The 15263-nt window shown below is 70.4% G+C and carries 14 protein-coding genes and 1 pseudogene; 10 read left to right on the plus strand and 5 right to left on the minus strand.

Going from position 1 to position 15263, the window contains the following annotated elements:
• The first annotated feature begins 147 nt into the window (after positions 1 to 147).
• From ACGFIM_RS26660 to ACGFIM_RS26670, 3 genes are read left to right on the plus strand one after another with little or no spacing between them, the layout of a single operon-like run.
• On the plus strand, positions 148 to 1095 hold the full coding sequence (locus ACGFIM_RS26660) for an MBL fold metallo-hydrolase (RefSeq protein ID WP_393204946.1): 948 nt from the start codon (positions 148 to 150) through the stop codon (positions 1093 to 1095).
• Positions 1092 to 2630 carry an FAD-dependent monooxygenase gene (locus ACGFIM_RS26665; protein ID WP_393204949.1) on the plus strand — a complete coding sequence of 513 codons (1539 nt, stop codon included), beginning with the start codon at positions 1092 to 1094 and terminating at the stop codon, positions 2628 to 2630. Before ACGFIM_RS26660 ends, ACGFIM_RS26665 begins: the two co-directional genes overlap by 4 nt.
• A gap of 18 nt (positions 2631 to 2648) precedes the next feature.
• Complete coding sequence (locus ACGFIM_RS26670) at positions 2649 to 4082, plus strand: trehalose-6-phosphate synthase (protein ID WP_364067268.1); 1434 nt, start codon at positions 2649 to 2651, stop codon at positions 4080 to 4082.
• Here the strand turns inward: ACGFIM_RS26670 and ACGFIM_RS26675 are convergent.
• Entirely contained in the window at positions 4015 to 4299 is a 285-nt protein-coding gene (locus tag ACGFIM_RS26675) for a DUF4235 domain-containing protein (RefSeq protein ID WP_393204952.1), read from the minus strand. The two genes, ACGFIM_RS26670 and ACGFIM_RS26675, sit on opposite strands and share 68 nt — an antisense overlap.
• Before the next feature lie 107 nt (positions 4300 to 4406).
• Here ACGFIM_RS26675 and valS point away from each other — a divergent pair, with 107 nt between their 5' ends.
• Positions 4407 to 6899: a valine--tRNA ligase gene (valS, locus tag ACGFIM_RS26680; RefSeq protein WP_393205899.1), complete on the plus strand. Its 2493-nt coding sequence runs from the start codon at positions 4407 to 4409 to the stop codon at positions 6897 to 6899.
• Between the two features lie 53 nt (positions 6900 to 6952).
• Here the strand turns inward: valS and ACGFIM_RS26685 are convergent, their stop codons facing one another.
• The 4 genes and pseudogenes from ACGFIM_RS26685 to ACGFIM_RS26700 form a co-directional block, all read right to left on the minus strand.
• Positions 6953 to 7312, minus strand: a complete 360-nt coding sequence (locus ACGFIM_RS26685; protein WP_393205948.1) for a hypothetical protein — start codon at positions 7310 to 7312, stop codon at positions 6953 to 6955.
• 110 nt (positions 7313 to 7422) lie between these two features.
• A pseudogene (locus ACGFIM_RS26690) lies at positions 7423 to 7566 on the minus strand (transcriptional regulator); the annotation flags it as partial.
• A gap of 68 nt (positions 7567 to 7634) precedes the next feature.
• Positions 7635 to 8606, minus strand: coding sequence for a DUF6351 family protein (locus tag ACGFIM_RS26695; protein ID WP_393204955.1), 972 nt, complete (start codon positions 8604 to 8606; stop codon positions 7635 to 7637).
• Entirely contained in the window at positions 8603 to 9835 is a 1233-nt protein-coding gene (locus ACGFIM_RS26700; RefSeq protein WP_393204958.1) for a DUF6351 family protein, read from the minus strand. Before ACGFIM_RS26700 ends, ACGFIM_RS26695 begins: the two co-directional genes overlap by 4 nt.
• Positions 9836 to 10211: 376 nt before the next feature.
• Here ACGFIM_RS26700 and ACGFIM_RS26705 point away from each other — a divergent pair, with 376 nt between their 5' ends.
• The 6 genes from ACGFIM_RS26705 to ACGFIM_RS26730 all read left to right on the plus strand — a co-directional run bounded on the left by ACGFIM_RS26705 (position 10212) and on the right by ACGFIM_RS26730 (position 14938).
• Complete coding sequence (locus ACGFIM_RS26705) at positions 10212 to 11891, plus strand: AI-2E family transporter (RefSeq protein WP_393204961.1); 1680 nt, start codon at positions 10212 to 10214, stop codon at positions 11889 to 11891.
• 244 nt (positions 11892 to 12135) lie between these two features.
• Positions 12136 to 12690, plus strand: coding sequence for a PaaI family thioesterase (locus ACGFIM_RS26710; RefSeq protein ID WP_393204964.1), 555 nt, complete (start codon positions 12136 to 12138; stop codon positions 12688 to 12690).
• Positions 12687 to 13130, plus strand: a complete 444-nt coding sequence (gene dut / locus ACGFIM_RS26715) for a dUTP diphosphatase (RefSeq protein WP_393204967.1) — start codon at positions 12687 to 12689, stop codon at positions 13128 to 13130. The genes ACGFIM_RS26710 and dut overlap by 4 nt, the downstream gene beginning before the upstream one ends.
• A 74-nt stretch (positions 13131 to 13204) precedes the next feature.
• Complete coding sequence (locus tag ACGFIM_RS26720) at positions 13205 to 13846, plus strand: DUF3710 domain-containing protein (protein ID WP_393204970.1); 642 nt, start codon at positions 13205 to 13207, stop codon at positions 13844 to 13846.
• Positions 13847 to 13875: 29 nt separating this feature from the next.
• Positions 13876 to 14262 (plus strand): OB-fold nucleic acid binding domain-containing protein, encoded by a 387-nt coding sequence (locus ACGFIM_RS26725; protein ID WP_364067284.1) that lies wholly within the window; start codon positions 13876 to 13878, stop codon positions 14260 to 14262.
• Between the two features lie 4 nt (positions 14263 to 14266).
• A complete protein-coding gene (locus ACGFIM_RS26730) occupies positions 14267 to 14938 on the plus strand; it encodes a DUF3159 domain-containing protein (RefSeq protein ID WP_393204973.1) in 672 nt (223 codons plus the stop codon).
• Positions 14939 to 15263 lie beyond the last annotated feature (325 nt).

The following is a 15263-nucleotide window of genomic DNA, read 5'->3' on the forward strand; positions in this document are numbered from 1 at the left end:
ATCACCGGCGGGACGCGCCTGTCAAGAGCCACCACGCGTGCCCCGGGACAGCCGGGGCGCGAGCGGGAAGAGACTCCTAGGAGCGTGCACGCCGCACCGGACCGACCCGGCCGGAAGCGGTGGTGCCCTGAGCGGGAGGAGACAGCGATGGCGAAGCCGTTCGCCTCGTCGGCGGACCTCGGCGAGAAGCGGCAGTCCCTGGAGATCCTGGCGGACGGCGTGTACGCGCTCACCGCCGAAGGCGACCCCAACGTGGGAGCCATCGAGGGCGAGGACTTCCTCGTCTGCTTCGAGGCCATGGCCACGCCGGTGGCCGCCCGCCGGTGGCTGGCCAGGCTGCGCGAGCACACGGACAAGCCGATCAGGTACCTCGTGCTCTCCCACTACCACGCGGTCAGGGTGCTCGGCGCCTCCGCTTTCGGGGCCGACGTGATCGTCGCGCACGAGAAGACCCGCGAGCTGATCGCCGAGCGCGGCGAGCAGGACTGGGCCAGCGAGTACGCGAGGATGCCCCGCCTGTTCGAAGAGCCCGGCTCGATCCCCGGCCTGACCTGGCCGACGGCGACCTTCAGCGACCGCTTCACCATCGACCTGGGCGGCGGGCGCGGCGACCTGGTCCTGCAGTACTGCGGGCGCGGCCACACCGAGGGCGACCTGGTGGCCTGGCTGCCCGAGCGGCGCGTGCTGTTCGCCGGCGACCTGGTGGAGTCGCAGGCCGCCCTCTACACCGGCGACGCGTTCCACCGCGACTGGGCCTCGTCCACGCTCGACCGGGTGGCCTCGTTCGGGGCCGAGACGCTGGTCGGCGGCAGGGGAGCGGTGGCGCACGGCAAGGACGCCGTTGCGGCGGCCATCGGCCAGACCCGCGACTTCCTGACCGTCATGATGCGCGAGGTGAGCGCCGCCGGGTCGGTGAAGGAGGCGTTCGAGCGCACGCACAAGGCGCTCGCGCCCCGCTACGGCTCCTGGCCGATCTTCGAGCACTGCCTGCCGTTCAACGTCTCGCGGCTGTGGGACGAGCTGCACGGTGTCGAACGGCCCCGCATCTGGACCGCCGAGCGCGACCGGCAGGTCTGGGACGAACTCCAGTCATGAGCGCCGACCCGCAGGTCATCGTGATCGGCGCGGGCCCGGTCGGGCAGACCGCCGCGCTGCTGCTGGCCCGCTGGGGCGTTCAGGTGCTGGTGCTGGACCAGCGGCCTGGGCGGGGGAGCGGCGGGTCGAAGTCGATCTGCCAGCAGCGCGACGTGCTCGACATCTGGGCCGCCGCGGGGGCGCCGCAGATCGCCGAGGAGGGGCTGGCCTGGACCACCGCCCGCACCTACTACCGCGACCGCGAGCTGTTCTCCTGGACGTTCGAGCGCGAGGGGCCGCTGCCGCCGTGCGTGAACATCTCCCAGACCCGCACCGAGCAGATCCTCGACGCCGCGATCGCCGCCCAGCCGCTCATCGAGGTGCGCTGGGGGCACGAGGTGACCGGGCTGACCCAGGACGCCACCGGCGTCACCGTCCACTGCGGGCAGCGGCGGCTGCGCGCGCCGTACGTGCTGGCCTGCGCGGGCGCGCGGGGCCAGGCGGTGCGCGCGGCGCTCGGCGTGGAGTTCACCGGGGAGACCTTCGACGACCAGTTCCTGATCTGCGACATCAAGGCCGATCTGCCGGGCTGGGAGAACGAGCGCCGCTTCTACTTCGACCCCGTGTGGAACCCGGGGCGTCAGGTGCTCATCCACCCGTGCCCCGGGGGCACGTACCGGATCGACTGGCAGATCGCGCCCGACTTCGTCCCCACCGACGCCGACATCGCGCGGAAGATCCGGCAGATCATCGGCGACCGCCCGTACGAGCTGCTGTGGCACAGCACCTACCGCTTCCACGCCCGCCTGGCCTCCTGCATGCGGGTCGGCCGGGTGCTGCTGGCCGGCGACTGCGCGCACCTGGTGGCGCCGTTCGGGGCGCGCGGGCTCAACTCCGGGGTGCCGGACGCCGAGAACGCCGCGTGGAAGCTCGCCTTCGTGCTCAACGGCTGGGCGGGGGACGAGCTGCTGGAGTCCTACCACCTGGAGCGGCACGCCGCCGCGCGGGAGAACCTCGAGGTCACCGGCGCCACCATGCGCTTTCTCGTGCCGAGGACCGTGGAGGAGCGCATGCGGCGGCGGGCCGCGCTGGAGGGCGGGCGCGTGGAGGAGATCGACTCCGGCCGTTTCGCCGAGCCCTTCTGGTACGTGGACTCACCGCTGACCACGCCCGAGCCCTTCCGCCCGTTCGCGGGCCGGCCGCCGAAGGGCAGGTCGTGCCCGCCGGTGCCCGGCGTGATCCTGCCGGATATGGCGCTGCCGGGCGGCAGACTACGCGAGATCACCCGAGACGGATTTCTCGTGCTATTGGGTGATATGTGCAATTCGAGTTTGTTTGCGCAGGTCTTGGGCAAGGTCATTACGGCGCCGCTCGCCGTTCGCGGGCTCGCGGAGATCGATGGGACTGGCTCGCTCGCTGAGAGGCTCGGCGCCGGGCCGGATGAAGCATGGATCATCAGGCCCGACTCCCACATCGCCGCGATCCTCCCCCAGGCGGGCCCGGAGCAGGTAGCGGCCGCTGTTAGCCGCGCGCTAGGCGGCTTTCCTGACATATGACCCCATAGGAGGACTGCGTTGACTGGCCGTAGCTCGTTTCTGATCGTCGCGAACCGATTGCCGGTGGACCGCACGATCGAACCCGACGGAACGGCCTCGTGGCGCAGGAGTCCTGGCGGGCTCGTCACCGCGATCGCGCCGGTGATGCAGCGCCGCCACGGAGCCTGGGCCGGCTGGCACGGTGCACCGGACGAGAAGCTCGAACCCTTCCAGCAGGACGGGATGAACCTCATCCCCATCCCGCTGTCCGCCCGCGAGGTGGAGCTGTACTACGAGGGCTTCTCGAACGCCACTTTGTGGCCGCTCTACCACGACGTCGTGGCGACGCCTGTCTTCGACAGGCAGATGTGGGAGGCGTACCAGTCCGTCAACCAGCGCTTCGCCGAGGCCGCCGCGGAGGCGGCCGAGGAGGGCGCCGTCGTCTGGGTGCAGGACTACCAGCTCCAGCTCGTGCCCGCCATGCTGCGCCGTTTGCGGCCCGACCTGCGCATCGGGTTCTTCTTGCACATCCCCTTCCCGCCCACCGAGCTGTTCTGGCGGCTGCCCTGGCGCAAGGACATCGTCGAAGGATTGCTCGGCGCCGACCTCGTGGGCTTCCAGCTGCCCGGCGGCGCGTCGAACTTCCGCCGGCTGTGCCGCCGGCTGCTCGGGCTGCCGTACAAGGGCAATGAGATCTTTCTGGACGACCGTATCGTCACCACGCAGGCGTTCCCGATCTCGGTGGACTTCGCCCACCTCGACGCGCTCGTCCGCGAGCCGCACATCGTGGCCAGGGCCAAGGAGATCAGGATCGAGCTGGGCGAGCCCGAGCACGTGCTGCTCGGCGTGGACCGCCTCGACTACACCAAGGGCATCGGCCAGCGCCTCGAAGGCTTCGGCGAGCTGCTGAAGGACGGGCGGCTGCGGCCGGGCGAGGCGGTGTTCGTGCAGATCGCCACGCCCAGCAGGGAACGCGTGGACGAGTACCGCAAGCTCCGCGACGACATCGAGCTGCAGGTCGGGCGGATCAACGGCGAGCACGCCCAGCTCGGCTACCAGCCCATCTGGTACTTCCACCAGTCCTACAACCAGGAGGAGCTGGCCGCGCTCTACCTCGCCGCCGACGTCATGGTCGTCACGCCCCTGCGCGACGGGATGAACCTCGTCGCCAAGGAGTACATCTCCTGCCACCACGACCTGCAGGGCGCGCTGGTGCTGAGCGAGTTCACCGGAGCGGCCGACGAGCTGCGGCAGTCGTACCTCGTCAACCCCTACGACGTGGAGGACATCAAGCGGCAGCTGCTGAACGCCATGCGGGCCACGCCGCACGAGCTGGCCCGGCGGATGCGGACGATGCGCCGCCGGGTCGCCACCTACGACGTGGACCGCTGGGCGAACGAGTTCCTCACTGCCCTGGAGTCACCTGCTTCAGCGACTTCCACGCGTCGTAGCGCTTCTTGGCGGTCCGGTTGACCACGATCTGGGCCACCGACATGCCCACCCCCATGACGACGGCGTAGCCGATCGCCTCGCCGAGGCCGACCTCGGGTGACTCGGTGTCGACGGGCGGCTCCTTGCCGGTCGCCTTCGTCCAGGCGAAACCCAGGACCTTGCGGGCCGCCCACGCCGTCACCAGACCCACCAGGCCGCCGATCACGCGCCAGGCGATATCTGGCTTCTCCTCCGCCATGTCGCTCTCCCTTCCCCTTTGTAACGAACACTAGTCTCTACCGCTTGCCGGGCCGCGAAGCCGTACCATAAGGAGGCATGACTCAACAGCGACTACGCCGTCCCTCCATGCCCCAAAAGCCGACTCTCGACGGCTTGGAGCAGGTATGGGTAGCTCGCTGGGACGAAGAGGGCACATACCGCTTCGACCGGTCCGCCTCGCGTGAGCAGATCTACGCGATCGACACGCCGCCCCCGACCGTGTCGGGCTCGCTGCACATCGGTCACATCTTCTCCTACACCCACACCGACATCATGGCGCGCTACCAGCGCATGCTCGGCAAGTCGGTGTTCTACCCGATCGGCTGGGACGACAACGGCCTGCCGACCGAGCGCCGGGTGCAGAACGTCTACGGCGTGCGCTGCGACCCGTCACTGCCCTACGACCCTGACTTCGTGCCGCCGGAAAAGCCCGGCAAGCGGGAGATCTCCATCTCCCGGCGCAACTTCGTGGAGCTGTGCCACAAGCTGACCGCCATCGACGAGCAGGCGTTCGAAGAGGTGTGGAAGCGCATCGGCCTGTCGGTCGACTGGTCGCTGCTCTACACCACGATCAGCGACGAGGCACGGGCGGTCTCGCAGCGGGCGTTCCTGCGCAACCTGCTGCGCGGCGAGGCCTACCTCGCCGAGGCTCCCACGCTGTGGGACGTCACCTTCCGCACCGCGGTCGCCCAGGCCGAGCTGGAGGACCGCGAGTGGCCCGGCGCGTTCCACAAGATCTCCTTCTACGGCGAGAAGGGCTCGGTCTACATCGAGACCACCCGGCCGGAGCTGATCCCCGCCTGCGTGGCGCTGGTGGCCCATCCCGACGACGAGCGTTACAAGGACCTGTTCGGCACCTCCGTGCTGACCCCGATCTTCGGTGTCGAGGTGCCGGTGCTCGCCCACCGCCTGGCCGAGCCCGACAAGGGCACCGGCATCGCGATGATCTGCACCTTCGGCGACGTCACCGACGTCACCTGGTGGCGCGAGCTGCACCTGCCCACCCGCCCGGTCATCGGCTGGGACGGCCGGCTGCTGCCCGAGCCGCCAGAGGGCGTCGACCCGGGGCCGTACAAGGAGCTGGCCGGCAAGACCGTCCACAGCGCCCGCGAGCGCATCGTCGAGATGCTGCGCGAGTCGGGCGACCTGGAGGGCGAGCCCAGGCCGGTCAAGCGCACGGTGAAGTTCTACGAGCGCGGCGACAAGCCCCTTGAGATCGTCACCACCCGCCAGTGGTACATCCGCAACGGCGGGCGCGACGAGGAGCTGCGCCGCCGGCTGCTGGAGCGCGGCCGCGAGCTCCGCTGGCACCCGCCGCACATGCGGGTCCGCTACGACAACTGGGTCGAAGGGCTCACCAGCGACTGGCTGATCTCCCGCCAGCGCTTCTTCGGCGTGCCCTTCCCGGTGTGGTACCCGATCGACGAGAACGGCCAGCCCGTCCACGACGCGCCGATCCTGCCCACCGAGGACATGCTGCCCGTCGACCCGTCCTCCGACGTGCCGCCCGGCTACACCGAGGAGCAGCGCGGCGTGCCCGGCGGGTTCATGGCCGACCCCGACGTCATGGACACCTGGGCCACCTCGTCGCTCACCCCGCAGATCGCCGGGCGCTGGGGCACCGACGACGACCTGTTCAAGCGGGTCTTCCCCGCCGACCTGCGGCCCCAGGCCCACGAGATCATCCGCACCTGGCTGTTCTCGACGGTGGTGAGGTCCCACTACGAGTTCGACCAGGTGCCCTGGAGCGACGTGGCCATCTCGGGGTGGATCCTCGACCCCGACCGCAAGAAGATGTCCAAGTCCAAGGGCAACGTCGTCACACCGCTCGACCTGCTCGACAAGCACGGCTCCGACGCGGTGCGCTACTGGGCGGCCAACGGCCGCTACGGCGTCGACACCGCCTTCGACCCCGGGCAGCTCAAGATCGGGCGGCGGCTCGCCATCAAGATCCTCAACGCCTCGAAGTTCGTGCTCGGCCTGGCCGACAGCGACGGCGAGGTCACCGAGCCGCTCGACCTGTCGATGCTCGCGGCGCTGGCCGACACCGTGCGCGAGGCCACCGAGGCGTTCGAGTCCTACGACCACACCAGGGCCATCGAAGTCGTCGAACGCTTCTTCTGGGCCTTCTGCGACGACTACCTGGAGCTGGTCAAGGCGCGGGCGTACGAGTCGGGTCCCGCCACCGCGTCGGCGCACGCGGCGCTGCGGCAGGCGCTCGACGTGCTGCTGCGGCTGTTCGCGCCGTTCCTGCCGTTCGTCACCGAAGAGGTCTGGTCGTGGTGGCGCGAAGGCTCGGTCCACCGCGCCTCCTGGCCGGTCGCCGAGCGCGGCACCGGCGACCCCGCCGTGCTGGCCGTCGCCTCCGACGTGCTGGCGCAGGTGCGCAAGGCCAAGTCCGAGGCCAAGCTGTCGATGCGCGCCGAGGTGTCGCGGCTGTCGGTGTGGACGCCCGACGTCGAGCTGCTCAAGCAGGCCCAGGACGACGTGTGCGCGGCGGGCAACGTCGAGGAGTTCGTCCTCGACCACGGCGAGCAGCTCAAGGTCGAGGTGGACCTGGCAGCACCCGAGCCCGCCTGACGACGCTCTGACGGACGCCTCGAAGATCGGTGCGGTCCGTCTTGAGGGCCGTCTCAGGTCCCGGTCGCCTCGAAGGACGTCTCCGGCCCCGGCCCGGCTTCTCGCCGGCCGGGGCCGGGGTTTTCGGTGCCGTCTTTGGCGGCGTCCCTGGTGACGTCTCTGGTCACGTCCCTGTGGACCGCGATGAAGAGCGAGTAGGCCGCGCCGTCCGCCGGTGGCGGACGGTCGCGGAAGTCCTCGATCACCTCGCGCAGCCGCCGCCACAGCTCCTGCCGGCCCTCCTCGGTGAGCCTGACTCCGAGCCTGGCGAACTCGCCCTCCGACACGTCGACCAGCCGCACCTCCTCAAGGAACGCGCCGAGCATGGCGCGTTCGCACCGGTCACGCCGCTCTCGCAGACGTCCATCTCCCACGTCTTGCCGGTGGTGCGGTAGGGGATCTCCGTCGAGCCGCGCGGGCCCGGGCGGCGGGGCTCGGCCGCCAGGAACCCCGTCTCCACGAGCTTGCGCACGTGATGCAGCGTCGTGGCGGGGTGCGCGCCGAGACGGCCCGCGATCTCCTTGTTGGTCAGCGCCTCGTCCAGGCAGAGCCGCAGGATGCGCAGGCGCGTCGCGGAGGCCAGCGCGCGGGCCTCCGTCTCGGTGGCGGGGCGGCGTTGGGTGGCCATGGCAGGTCACTCTATTACCGGGTGACTCTCCGCCTATCCCTCCACACCTGAGTGAAGCCGGCATTCCGCTAGCGGTAGTCGCACACCCCCGTCGGGAAGATCTGCTTCAGCCTCGCCCGCTGCTCGGCGGTGGGCTTCCAGGAGCCGTACAGGCCCTTCGCGATCGCCCGCTCGACCGGCTGCAGGCGGCACGTGAAGACGCCGCCCTCGATCGGGCCGCCCGCGACCGTGCGCGAGGTGCCGTACAGGGGGAAACGCTCGGTGCACGCGCCGGGAGCGCGGCGGTCGAGCACGCCGTCCCAGACATGCGGACCCGCGGCGATCTCGGTGCCGTCGGTGGCGAAGCAGCGGTCCACGGCCTTGGGCGGCCTGTTGCCGATCACGCCGCGCGACGGATGCCTGCGGATGTTCGCCATCCACTCGTCGATCACCTTGAGCGCCTCAGGCGTCTGGTCGAACTCGGGTCCGTCAGGACGCGCGTCGGTGAACCAGATCACCTGGTTGCCCGCCTGTCCGTCGTGGTTCAGCATGCGCTTCCTGGCCGCGAACGACTGGTGCGCGTTGTGCATGTCCAGCTCGTCCTCCAGGTAGTGACGCCAGTCGATCACCGGGATGTCGATGTCGCCGCCGAACACCAGGCCGCTGCGGAGCACGTTCCTGATCGCCACCGGGTCGCCGGTGCGGCGCGGCGCCGGGTCGCCCTGGTGGGCGTTGCGCGCGCTCCACGGGTCGACGTCGGCGGGACAGGCCGAGGGCACGAACGGGCAGCCCTCCTGCCCCATGTCCTTCGCCTCCTTCCACGAGCCCACGTGCGCGTTGAGGTCCAGGAACTCCTCCGGCGTCAGCACGCCGTCCCTGAGCGCCTTCAGCCCGTACTGGACGCCCACGTTGTCCCAGGCCGAACGGGCGTAGCCGTGCTCGTCCACGCCGTACACGGTGCGCAGGTCGTCCCAGTGCGTCCACTGCACGGTGTCCTTCACGCCCGGCGGGTCCATGCGCTCCCACTCGGGATCGTTGTTCGAGGTCCACAGCGGGTTCATGGTGAGGGGGTCAGGCCGCGCCAGCCGTTGACGCACTCGTCGGAGCCGGGCTCTCCGGTGTACGGGTTCGCGACCGTGTCGCTCGCGTTCATGCCGATCAGCGCCGTGCGGTCGTCCCACTTCGCCCAGCGCGGACGGGCGTCCATGTAGCGTTCGAGCAGCTCGCAGTCGCCCACGTGGATGGTCTGGGTGACCATGTCCGGATACGAGTACTGCGGGATCGCCGCGTCGATGATCCTGGTGCCGTGGTTCTGGGCGTAGATGTACTGCTGGATCGCACCGCCCGACGCGCCCACGCCCACCGTGTAGAGCGGCGGGCCGTAGCGCTCGATGAAGCGCTCCTTGACCATCAGGGCCGTCTCGCCGCCCAGGATCAGGTTGTAGTGCGTGCTCGTTCGGGTCCCGGACGAGTACATGATCGCGTAGCCCTGGCCGAGCTGGTAGGCGTCCAGCGCGCCGCCGCCGATCGTGCCCTGGTCGTGGCCGATCGCCACACCGCCGTCGAACCGGTAGATCGCCCGGCCCGTCCAGCCGTCCTCCAGCATCGCGATCGAGTACAGGAAGCGGTTGATGACGCCGCGCTCGCGCTTGACGACGAAGTCGACCGTGCGGCCGTCAGGCAGCGTCGTCGTCGCCATGTCGGCGGGCCGCTCCGCGGGCATCGGCTTGAACGTGCCGTCCGTCGAGCGGTACAGCCGGTCGGTCACCGTCGGCGCGAAGCAGTCCTTGCTCCAGCCGCCCTCGACCCGCATGCCCTGGCCGTCCTGGTTGTCGGCGACGGGCGGGCCGAGGCCGCTGCGCTCCGTCTTGCATAAGAACGGGTACTGGTGCGGGCCCGAGAAGATCGGGCCCTCGATGGGGTGGTTGCGTAAGCGGATGCTCGTGCGGTGGCGGCCCGCGACGGCCGTGATCGTGTTCTCCCCGATCCGCAGGCCGGTCACCAGGCCCGTACGGCTCGTGCCGGTACGGGCGAACGCCGCCGTGACGTCCTCCCCGTTGCGCAGCACCCTGACCTTCGTGTCTCCGTGCACCCTGATGAGGGCGTCACCGCCGCTCACCTGGTCGGGGCGGCTGGACAGCACCTCCAGGACCGGCCGGGCGTCGTCGCCCGCCGGCCTCGTGGTGCCGGAGGCGGGGGTGACGGCGGGAGCGGAGGTGGGGGTGGAGGCGGAGGCCGGGGTGGCGGCGAGGCAGGACGCGAGCATGGCGAGGATCACCGGAGCCTTCATGGTCACGACGGTGACACGGCCCCGTCCGGTTGCACAGACCCGATCTTCCCGGCGTGAGGGCCGGGCTCGGGCGCTCGGGGCGCTGGCGGTGCGCCGCGTGCCGCGCGGCCGGCCGCTGGGGCCGGAGACGGTCGTGTGCGCACGTGTGCCGGGGAGCCGGTGGTGTGGTGCGTGTCGCGTGGTCGTGCATGGTGTCGTGTCGGTCGTGGGTGGGCGTGCGTGCCGGGAAACTGGTTCGTGTGCCGCGTGTCGCGCGGTGGCGCAATCGGGCCGTGACCGATGGGGCCGTGGCGGCGTTCCGCGGGCGGATTTCGCTGATAGCGGTGGTGGCGATATCCGCGCGCGTCACGGGCCCGGACATGCCAGTCTGGAACACGTGCTGACCGACCGCCCCACCAAGCTCGTGCCGCCCGTGCTGGCCAGGATGGCCGCATGGTCCGGTTGCCTGATCCTCGTCGGCGTGGTCGTCTACTTCATCGTCCAGGTCATAGCACGCCTGGCGTTCGTGGCGCTGCCCGTGGCGATCGCGCTTCTGCTGACCGCGTTGCTGTTCCCGCTCACCAAGAGCCTGCGCAACGCCGGCATGCGGCCCATTTACGCCACCTGGCTCACCATGCTGGTCGCCCTCGCCGTGCTCGTCGGCACAGGATGGCTGGTCGGAGCGCGGGCGAGCGAGGAGTTCCCCGGCCTGGTCAGCCAGGTCCAGGAGACCGCGAGGACCGTACAGGAGTGGCTGATCACCGGGCCGCTCCACCTCGAAGAGGCGCAGATCACCGACTACGTCGACGAGATCGCCGCCATGGTCAACGAGCAGCGCACCGCCATCACCGGCACCGTGCTGTCCGCGGGCGCGGTCGCCGTCGAGGTGCTCGCGTCCATCGTGCTGCTGCTGTTCGTGACGTTCTTCCTGCTCAAGGACGGCGACCGCATCTGGGTCTGGTTCCTTAAGGCGTTCGGCTCGGTGGCGCCCAGGGTCGATCGCGCCGGCCGGGCCGCCTGGACCACGCTCTCGCACTACGTCCAAGGCACCGTCGCGGTGGCCGCCGTGCACGGGCTCATCATGGGCGTCGTGCTCGCCGGCATGGGCGTGCCGCTGTGGGCGCCGCTCGCGGTGATCATCTTCTTCGCCAGCTTCATCCCCATCGTCGGCATCTTCTTCGCCGGCACCGTCGCCACCCTGGTCACGCTGGGCGCCAAGGGGCTCGTCTACGCGTTGATCTTCCTCGGCATCCTCATCGTGGAGCAGCAGCTGGAAAACCACGTCCTGCAGCCGCTGATCGTGGGCCGGGCGCTGCACTTCCACCCGCTGGCGATCATCCTCGTGCTGTCCGTGGGCGGCGTCCTGGCCGGCATCGCGGGCGCCGCCGTTGCGGTCCCGGTCGCGGCCGTCATCTACCGCGCCCTGCCCGAGCTCCGCCACAAACCGCCGGAGCTACCCCCGGGTCACGACGACCCCACGGCCCCACCAGGCTCGCGCCCACCCGACGACACCCCGGGCCGCCAGGGTGACGGCGGAGGCCGTATCGGCGACGACGACGGCCGGGGCGGCGCCGGTGGCGATGGGGGTCGTCTCGGCGATGACGGCGACGCTTGGAGCCGCTCCGGTGGCGAAGGGGGTCGCTTCGGGGACGACGGCGACGCCTGGGGCCGCCCTGATGACGGTGGCTATGGCGGTCGTGATCGTCACCGCGACGGGGACGGCGCTCGCGGTGGTGGCGACGCTCGTGGCGAGCATCGTGACGGCGGCGATGGCGACGACGGTCGCAGTCCCTGGGGTGACGGGGGCGGTGCTCGTGATGGTGGCGGCGACGCTCGCGACGGCCGTAATGAGGGCAGCCACGCTCAAAACGGCGGCCACGCTCGGGACGGTGGCCGGGCCGGAGATGGCGGGCCTGCTCGAGACGACGGTGGCGCCCAAGACGGTGGCCGGGCCCGAGGCGCAGCCCGCGCACGGGGCGACAACGCTTCGTCCTACGGCGACGACCGCAGCGAAGCAGGACACGACAGTGACCCTGCGCAGGCCGCTGGTGTTGTGCGGGCGGGCGGCCCTGTGTAGGTCGGCCCTGTGTAGGTCGGCCCTGTGTAGGTCGGCGCTGTTGTGCGGGTGGGCGGCCGTGCCCGAGACGCAGCCCGCGCACGGGGCGACAACGCTTCGTCCTACGGCGACGACCGCAGCGACGGTGACCAGGGGTGTGTGGGCTGCCGTGTGTGGTCACCCGTGGGTGGTGAGCGGGGGCTCGGGCGTGGGTGGGCCGGTCGCGTGGTTCGGGTGGTGGCGGTACGGAGTAACCTCATCACCCGTGACGCGTTCCTCCCTCACCACTCCGCCGCCCGGCGCCGAACGCCCGGAGGCGCCGCCGGGGGCGCCCGCGCCGGGCACCGTCCTGGGCTCCCACTACGGCCAGTGTTTCGGATGCGGCAGCGAGCACCCGACGGGCCTGCACCTGAAGGCCAGGACGCCGGACGGCGCGACCGTCGAGGCCGAGTTCACGGTGGGGGAGGCGCATCAGGGCGCGCCGAAGCTGGCGCACGGCGGTGTGCTGGCGGCCGCGATGGACGAGGTCATCGGTATGTCCGTCTACCTGTTCCGCAAGCCTTATGTGACGGGACGGCTGGAGACCGACTACCTCCTCCCCGTTCCCGTGGGCACGACACTCCACCTGCGTGCCTGGTGCAACGGCATCGTGGGCAGGAAGGCGTACCTTGAGGCTGAGGGGCGCATCGGCGCTCCAGACGGACCGGTCGCCGTCCGCGCGGCAGCGCTGTTCATCGAGGTGAACATGGAGCACTTCGCCAAGCACGGCGATCTGGCCGCCATCGAGGTCGAACATCCGGACTACGAGGTGAATCCTTGAGCAGCAGAGTAGAGGTCCTCATCCAGCGGCTCGACAGCGAGCTGCCGTTGCCGTCGTACGCGCACGCGGGCGACGCCGGCGCCGACCTCTACGCGGCCGAGGACGTGGAGCTGAAGCCCGGCGAGCGCGCCGTGGTCGGCACGGGCGTGGCGATCGCGCTGCCCGACGGCTATGCGGCGTTCGTCCATCCGCGGTCCGGCCTGGCGGCCAAGCACGGGGTCACGCTCGTCAACGCGCCCGGCACGGTCGACGCCGGCTACCGGGGCGAGATCAAGGTGACGTTGATCAACACTGACGCCAAGGAGCCGTTCCGGCTGCGCCGGGGCGACCGGGTGGCGCAGCTCGTCGTGCAGCGCGTGGAGCGGGCCGCCTTCTACGAGGTGGAGCGCCTGCCGGGGTCCGTGCGCGGCGCGAACGGGTTCGGGTCCACGGGGCGTTGACCGGTGCGCGCCCGGTGAAGGTCGTCAGACGTACAACGGGCCGTCCGGCCCGATGAACAGGGAGAGTGAGGAACGTGTTCCGACGTCGTCGTCGACGTGAGCAGCCGGAGCCGGTGGTCGAGCAGGAGCCCGCGCCGCCGATGCGCGAGTCCGGCCCGTGGGACGCCGACGAGCCACATCCGGACAACGACCGCATCGACCTGGGCGGTCTGCGGCTGCCGCACAACCCTGACTTCGACGTACGCCTGGCCTCCGTGGGGGACCAGCACGTCGGCGTGGTCGTCCTGTACGACGAGAGCTCGCTGCAGCTGCAGGCGCTGGCCGCGCCGCGCAGCATGACCCTGTGGGACGAGATCAGGATGAAGATCGCCGGCCAGGCGGGCCATCTGCAGGAGCAGGAGGGCCCGTTCGGCACGGAGCTGAGCGGCGAGATGCGGGTCGACGGCGGCAGCAGGCCGGCCCGCTACATCGGCATCGACGGGCCCCGCTGGTTCCTGCTCGCGGTCATCTCGGGCAAGGCGGCGGTCGATGACACGACCGCTGAGGCGTTCCACCAGTTCATCAAGGACGTGGTGGTGGTCAGAGGCGACGAGCCGATGGCGCGGGAGGAGCCGATCCCGCTGCGCCGCCCCAACGACCCGGTCCGGAAGGAGACGGCCGAGCCTTCGAGGTTCAACCCGTACAAGCGCGGGCCGGAAATCAGCGAGATTCGCTAGCGGCGGACCATCACATAGGCTGAGGCATCATGGGTACGGCAGAGCCCCCCAAACGCGGGGGATTGCGCGGGTTCTTCAGCCGGCTGGCCTCCCCCCAGTCAGAGATCGAGGCCCGCGAGCTGCGGGAGGACGCCGACGAGGTCGGCGCCACTCCGATCGTCTCGTGTGGCGGCCGCCGCCGCTTCTGCGTGGCGGGTACGCTACGTACGGTGACACTGCGTCCGAGAGGCGGTGCTCCTGCTCTCGAGGCCGAGCTCTACGACGGGTCCGACGTCATCGACCTGGTCTGGCTCGGCCGCCGCAAGATCGCGGGCATCGAGCCGGGCCGCACGGTCAAGGCCGAGGGCCTGGTCAGCATGCAGGACGGGCGCAAGGTGATGTTCAATCCGCGTTACGAGCTGCGGCCAGGGAGTTGATCAGGTGAGTGCCGAGGCGGAAGAGGTCGCCCACGACACGGTGGAAGCGGCGGTCCGAGCACAGCTGGCGAAGGCGCTCGGCGGTGTCCGGGGCATCGTGGAGGCGGCGGTGCCGACGATCGCGTTCACGCTGTCGTGGATCTTCAGCGAGGATCTGAAGCTGTCGCTGATCGTCAGCATCTCGCTGTCGGTGTTGTTGCTGCTCGTACGGGTGCTGCAGCGGTCCACGCCGCAGTTCGTGATCAACAGTTTGATCGGCATCGCGATCGGCGCGTTCTTCGCCAGCCGTACGGGTGACGCGAAGGACTACTTCCTGCCCGGCATCCTCTACAACGCCGGTTACGCCGTGGCGATGCTGATCTCCATCGTCACCCGCTGGCCGGTCGTGGGCTTCCTCATCGGCTCGGTCACGGGCGATCCGACGGGCTGGCACAAGGACCCGGGCATCGTGAAGCTGTGCACGCGGCTGACCTGGCTGCTGATGCTGCCGTGCGCGGTCCGGGTGGCCGTGCAGGGGCCGGTCTACCTGTTCGGCGGCGGTGACCAGGCGGTCGCCGCGCTCGGCTTCGCCAAGATCATCATGGGGTGGCCGTTGCAGGTGGCGGCGCTGGCGGCCATGGTGTGGGTGCTCGGCCGCGGCCGCACCCCGGTCAAGCCTCCGGTCGCCCCTGCCTGAACTCGCTTGAACTCGCCTGAACCCGTCAGAACTCGCCGGAACCGGGCTGCATCCGTTCGCGCCCGCCCGGTTCCGCCTGCGGCTGACGAGTGCGGCCCGTATCCCGCCCGAGTGGAGGACCGGCGGGGTGCGGGCCGCGCCCGTGCGTGCGGGGATGTGCCTGGGGTGGCTGGAGCGTGGCGAGGTCTCGTCGTCATCGGTGGCCGGCACGTTGCAGCGCGTGCCTCCGCCCCGCCCGCTCACAGGTAAAGATCTCCGGGCGGAACGCTGAACCAGTCGATCCACACGCAGGGGTACAAGCCTGGCGAACAATCACCTCTTACTT

It is taken from the genome of Nonomuraea sp. NPDC049309, from assembly GCF_043196965.1.
Lineage (GTDB): Bacteria > Actinomycetota > Actinomycetes > Streptosporangiales > Streptosporangiaceae > Nonomuraea > Nonomuraea fastidiosa.

Bases quoted from the DNA above. Each gene is read 5' to 3' on its own strand.
- ACGFIM_RS26700 (WP_393204958.1), bottom strand. From the start codon at position 9,835: ATGAAGGCTCCGGTGATCCTCGCCATGCTCGCGTCCTGCCTCGCCGCC.
- ACGFIM_RS26695 (WP_393204955.1), bottom strand. From the start codon at position 8,606: ATGAACCCGCTGTGGACCTCGAACAACGATCCCGAGTGGGAGCGCATG.
- ACGFIM_RS26675 (WP_393204952.1), bottom strand. From the start codon at position 4,299: ATGGCGGAGGAGAAGCCAGATATCGCCTGGCGCGTGATCGGCGGCCTG.
- ACGFIM_RS26660 (WP_393204946.1), top strand. From the start codon at position 148: ATGGCGAAGCCGTTCGCCTCGTCGGCGGACCTCGGCGAGAAGCGGCAG.
- ACGFIM_RS26725 (WP_364067284.1), top strand. From the start codon at position 13,876: ATGGGTACGGCAGAGCCCCCCAAACGCGGGGGATTGCGCGGGTTCTTC.
- valS (WP_393205899.1), top strand. From the start codon at position 4,407: ATGCCCCAAAAGCCGACTCTCGACGGCTTGGAGCAGGTATGGGTAGCT.
- ACGFIM_RS26665 (WP_393204949.1), top strand. From the start codon at position 1,092: ATGAGCGCCGACCCGCAGGTCATCGTGATCGGCGCGGGCCCGGTCGGG.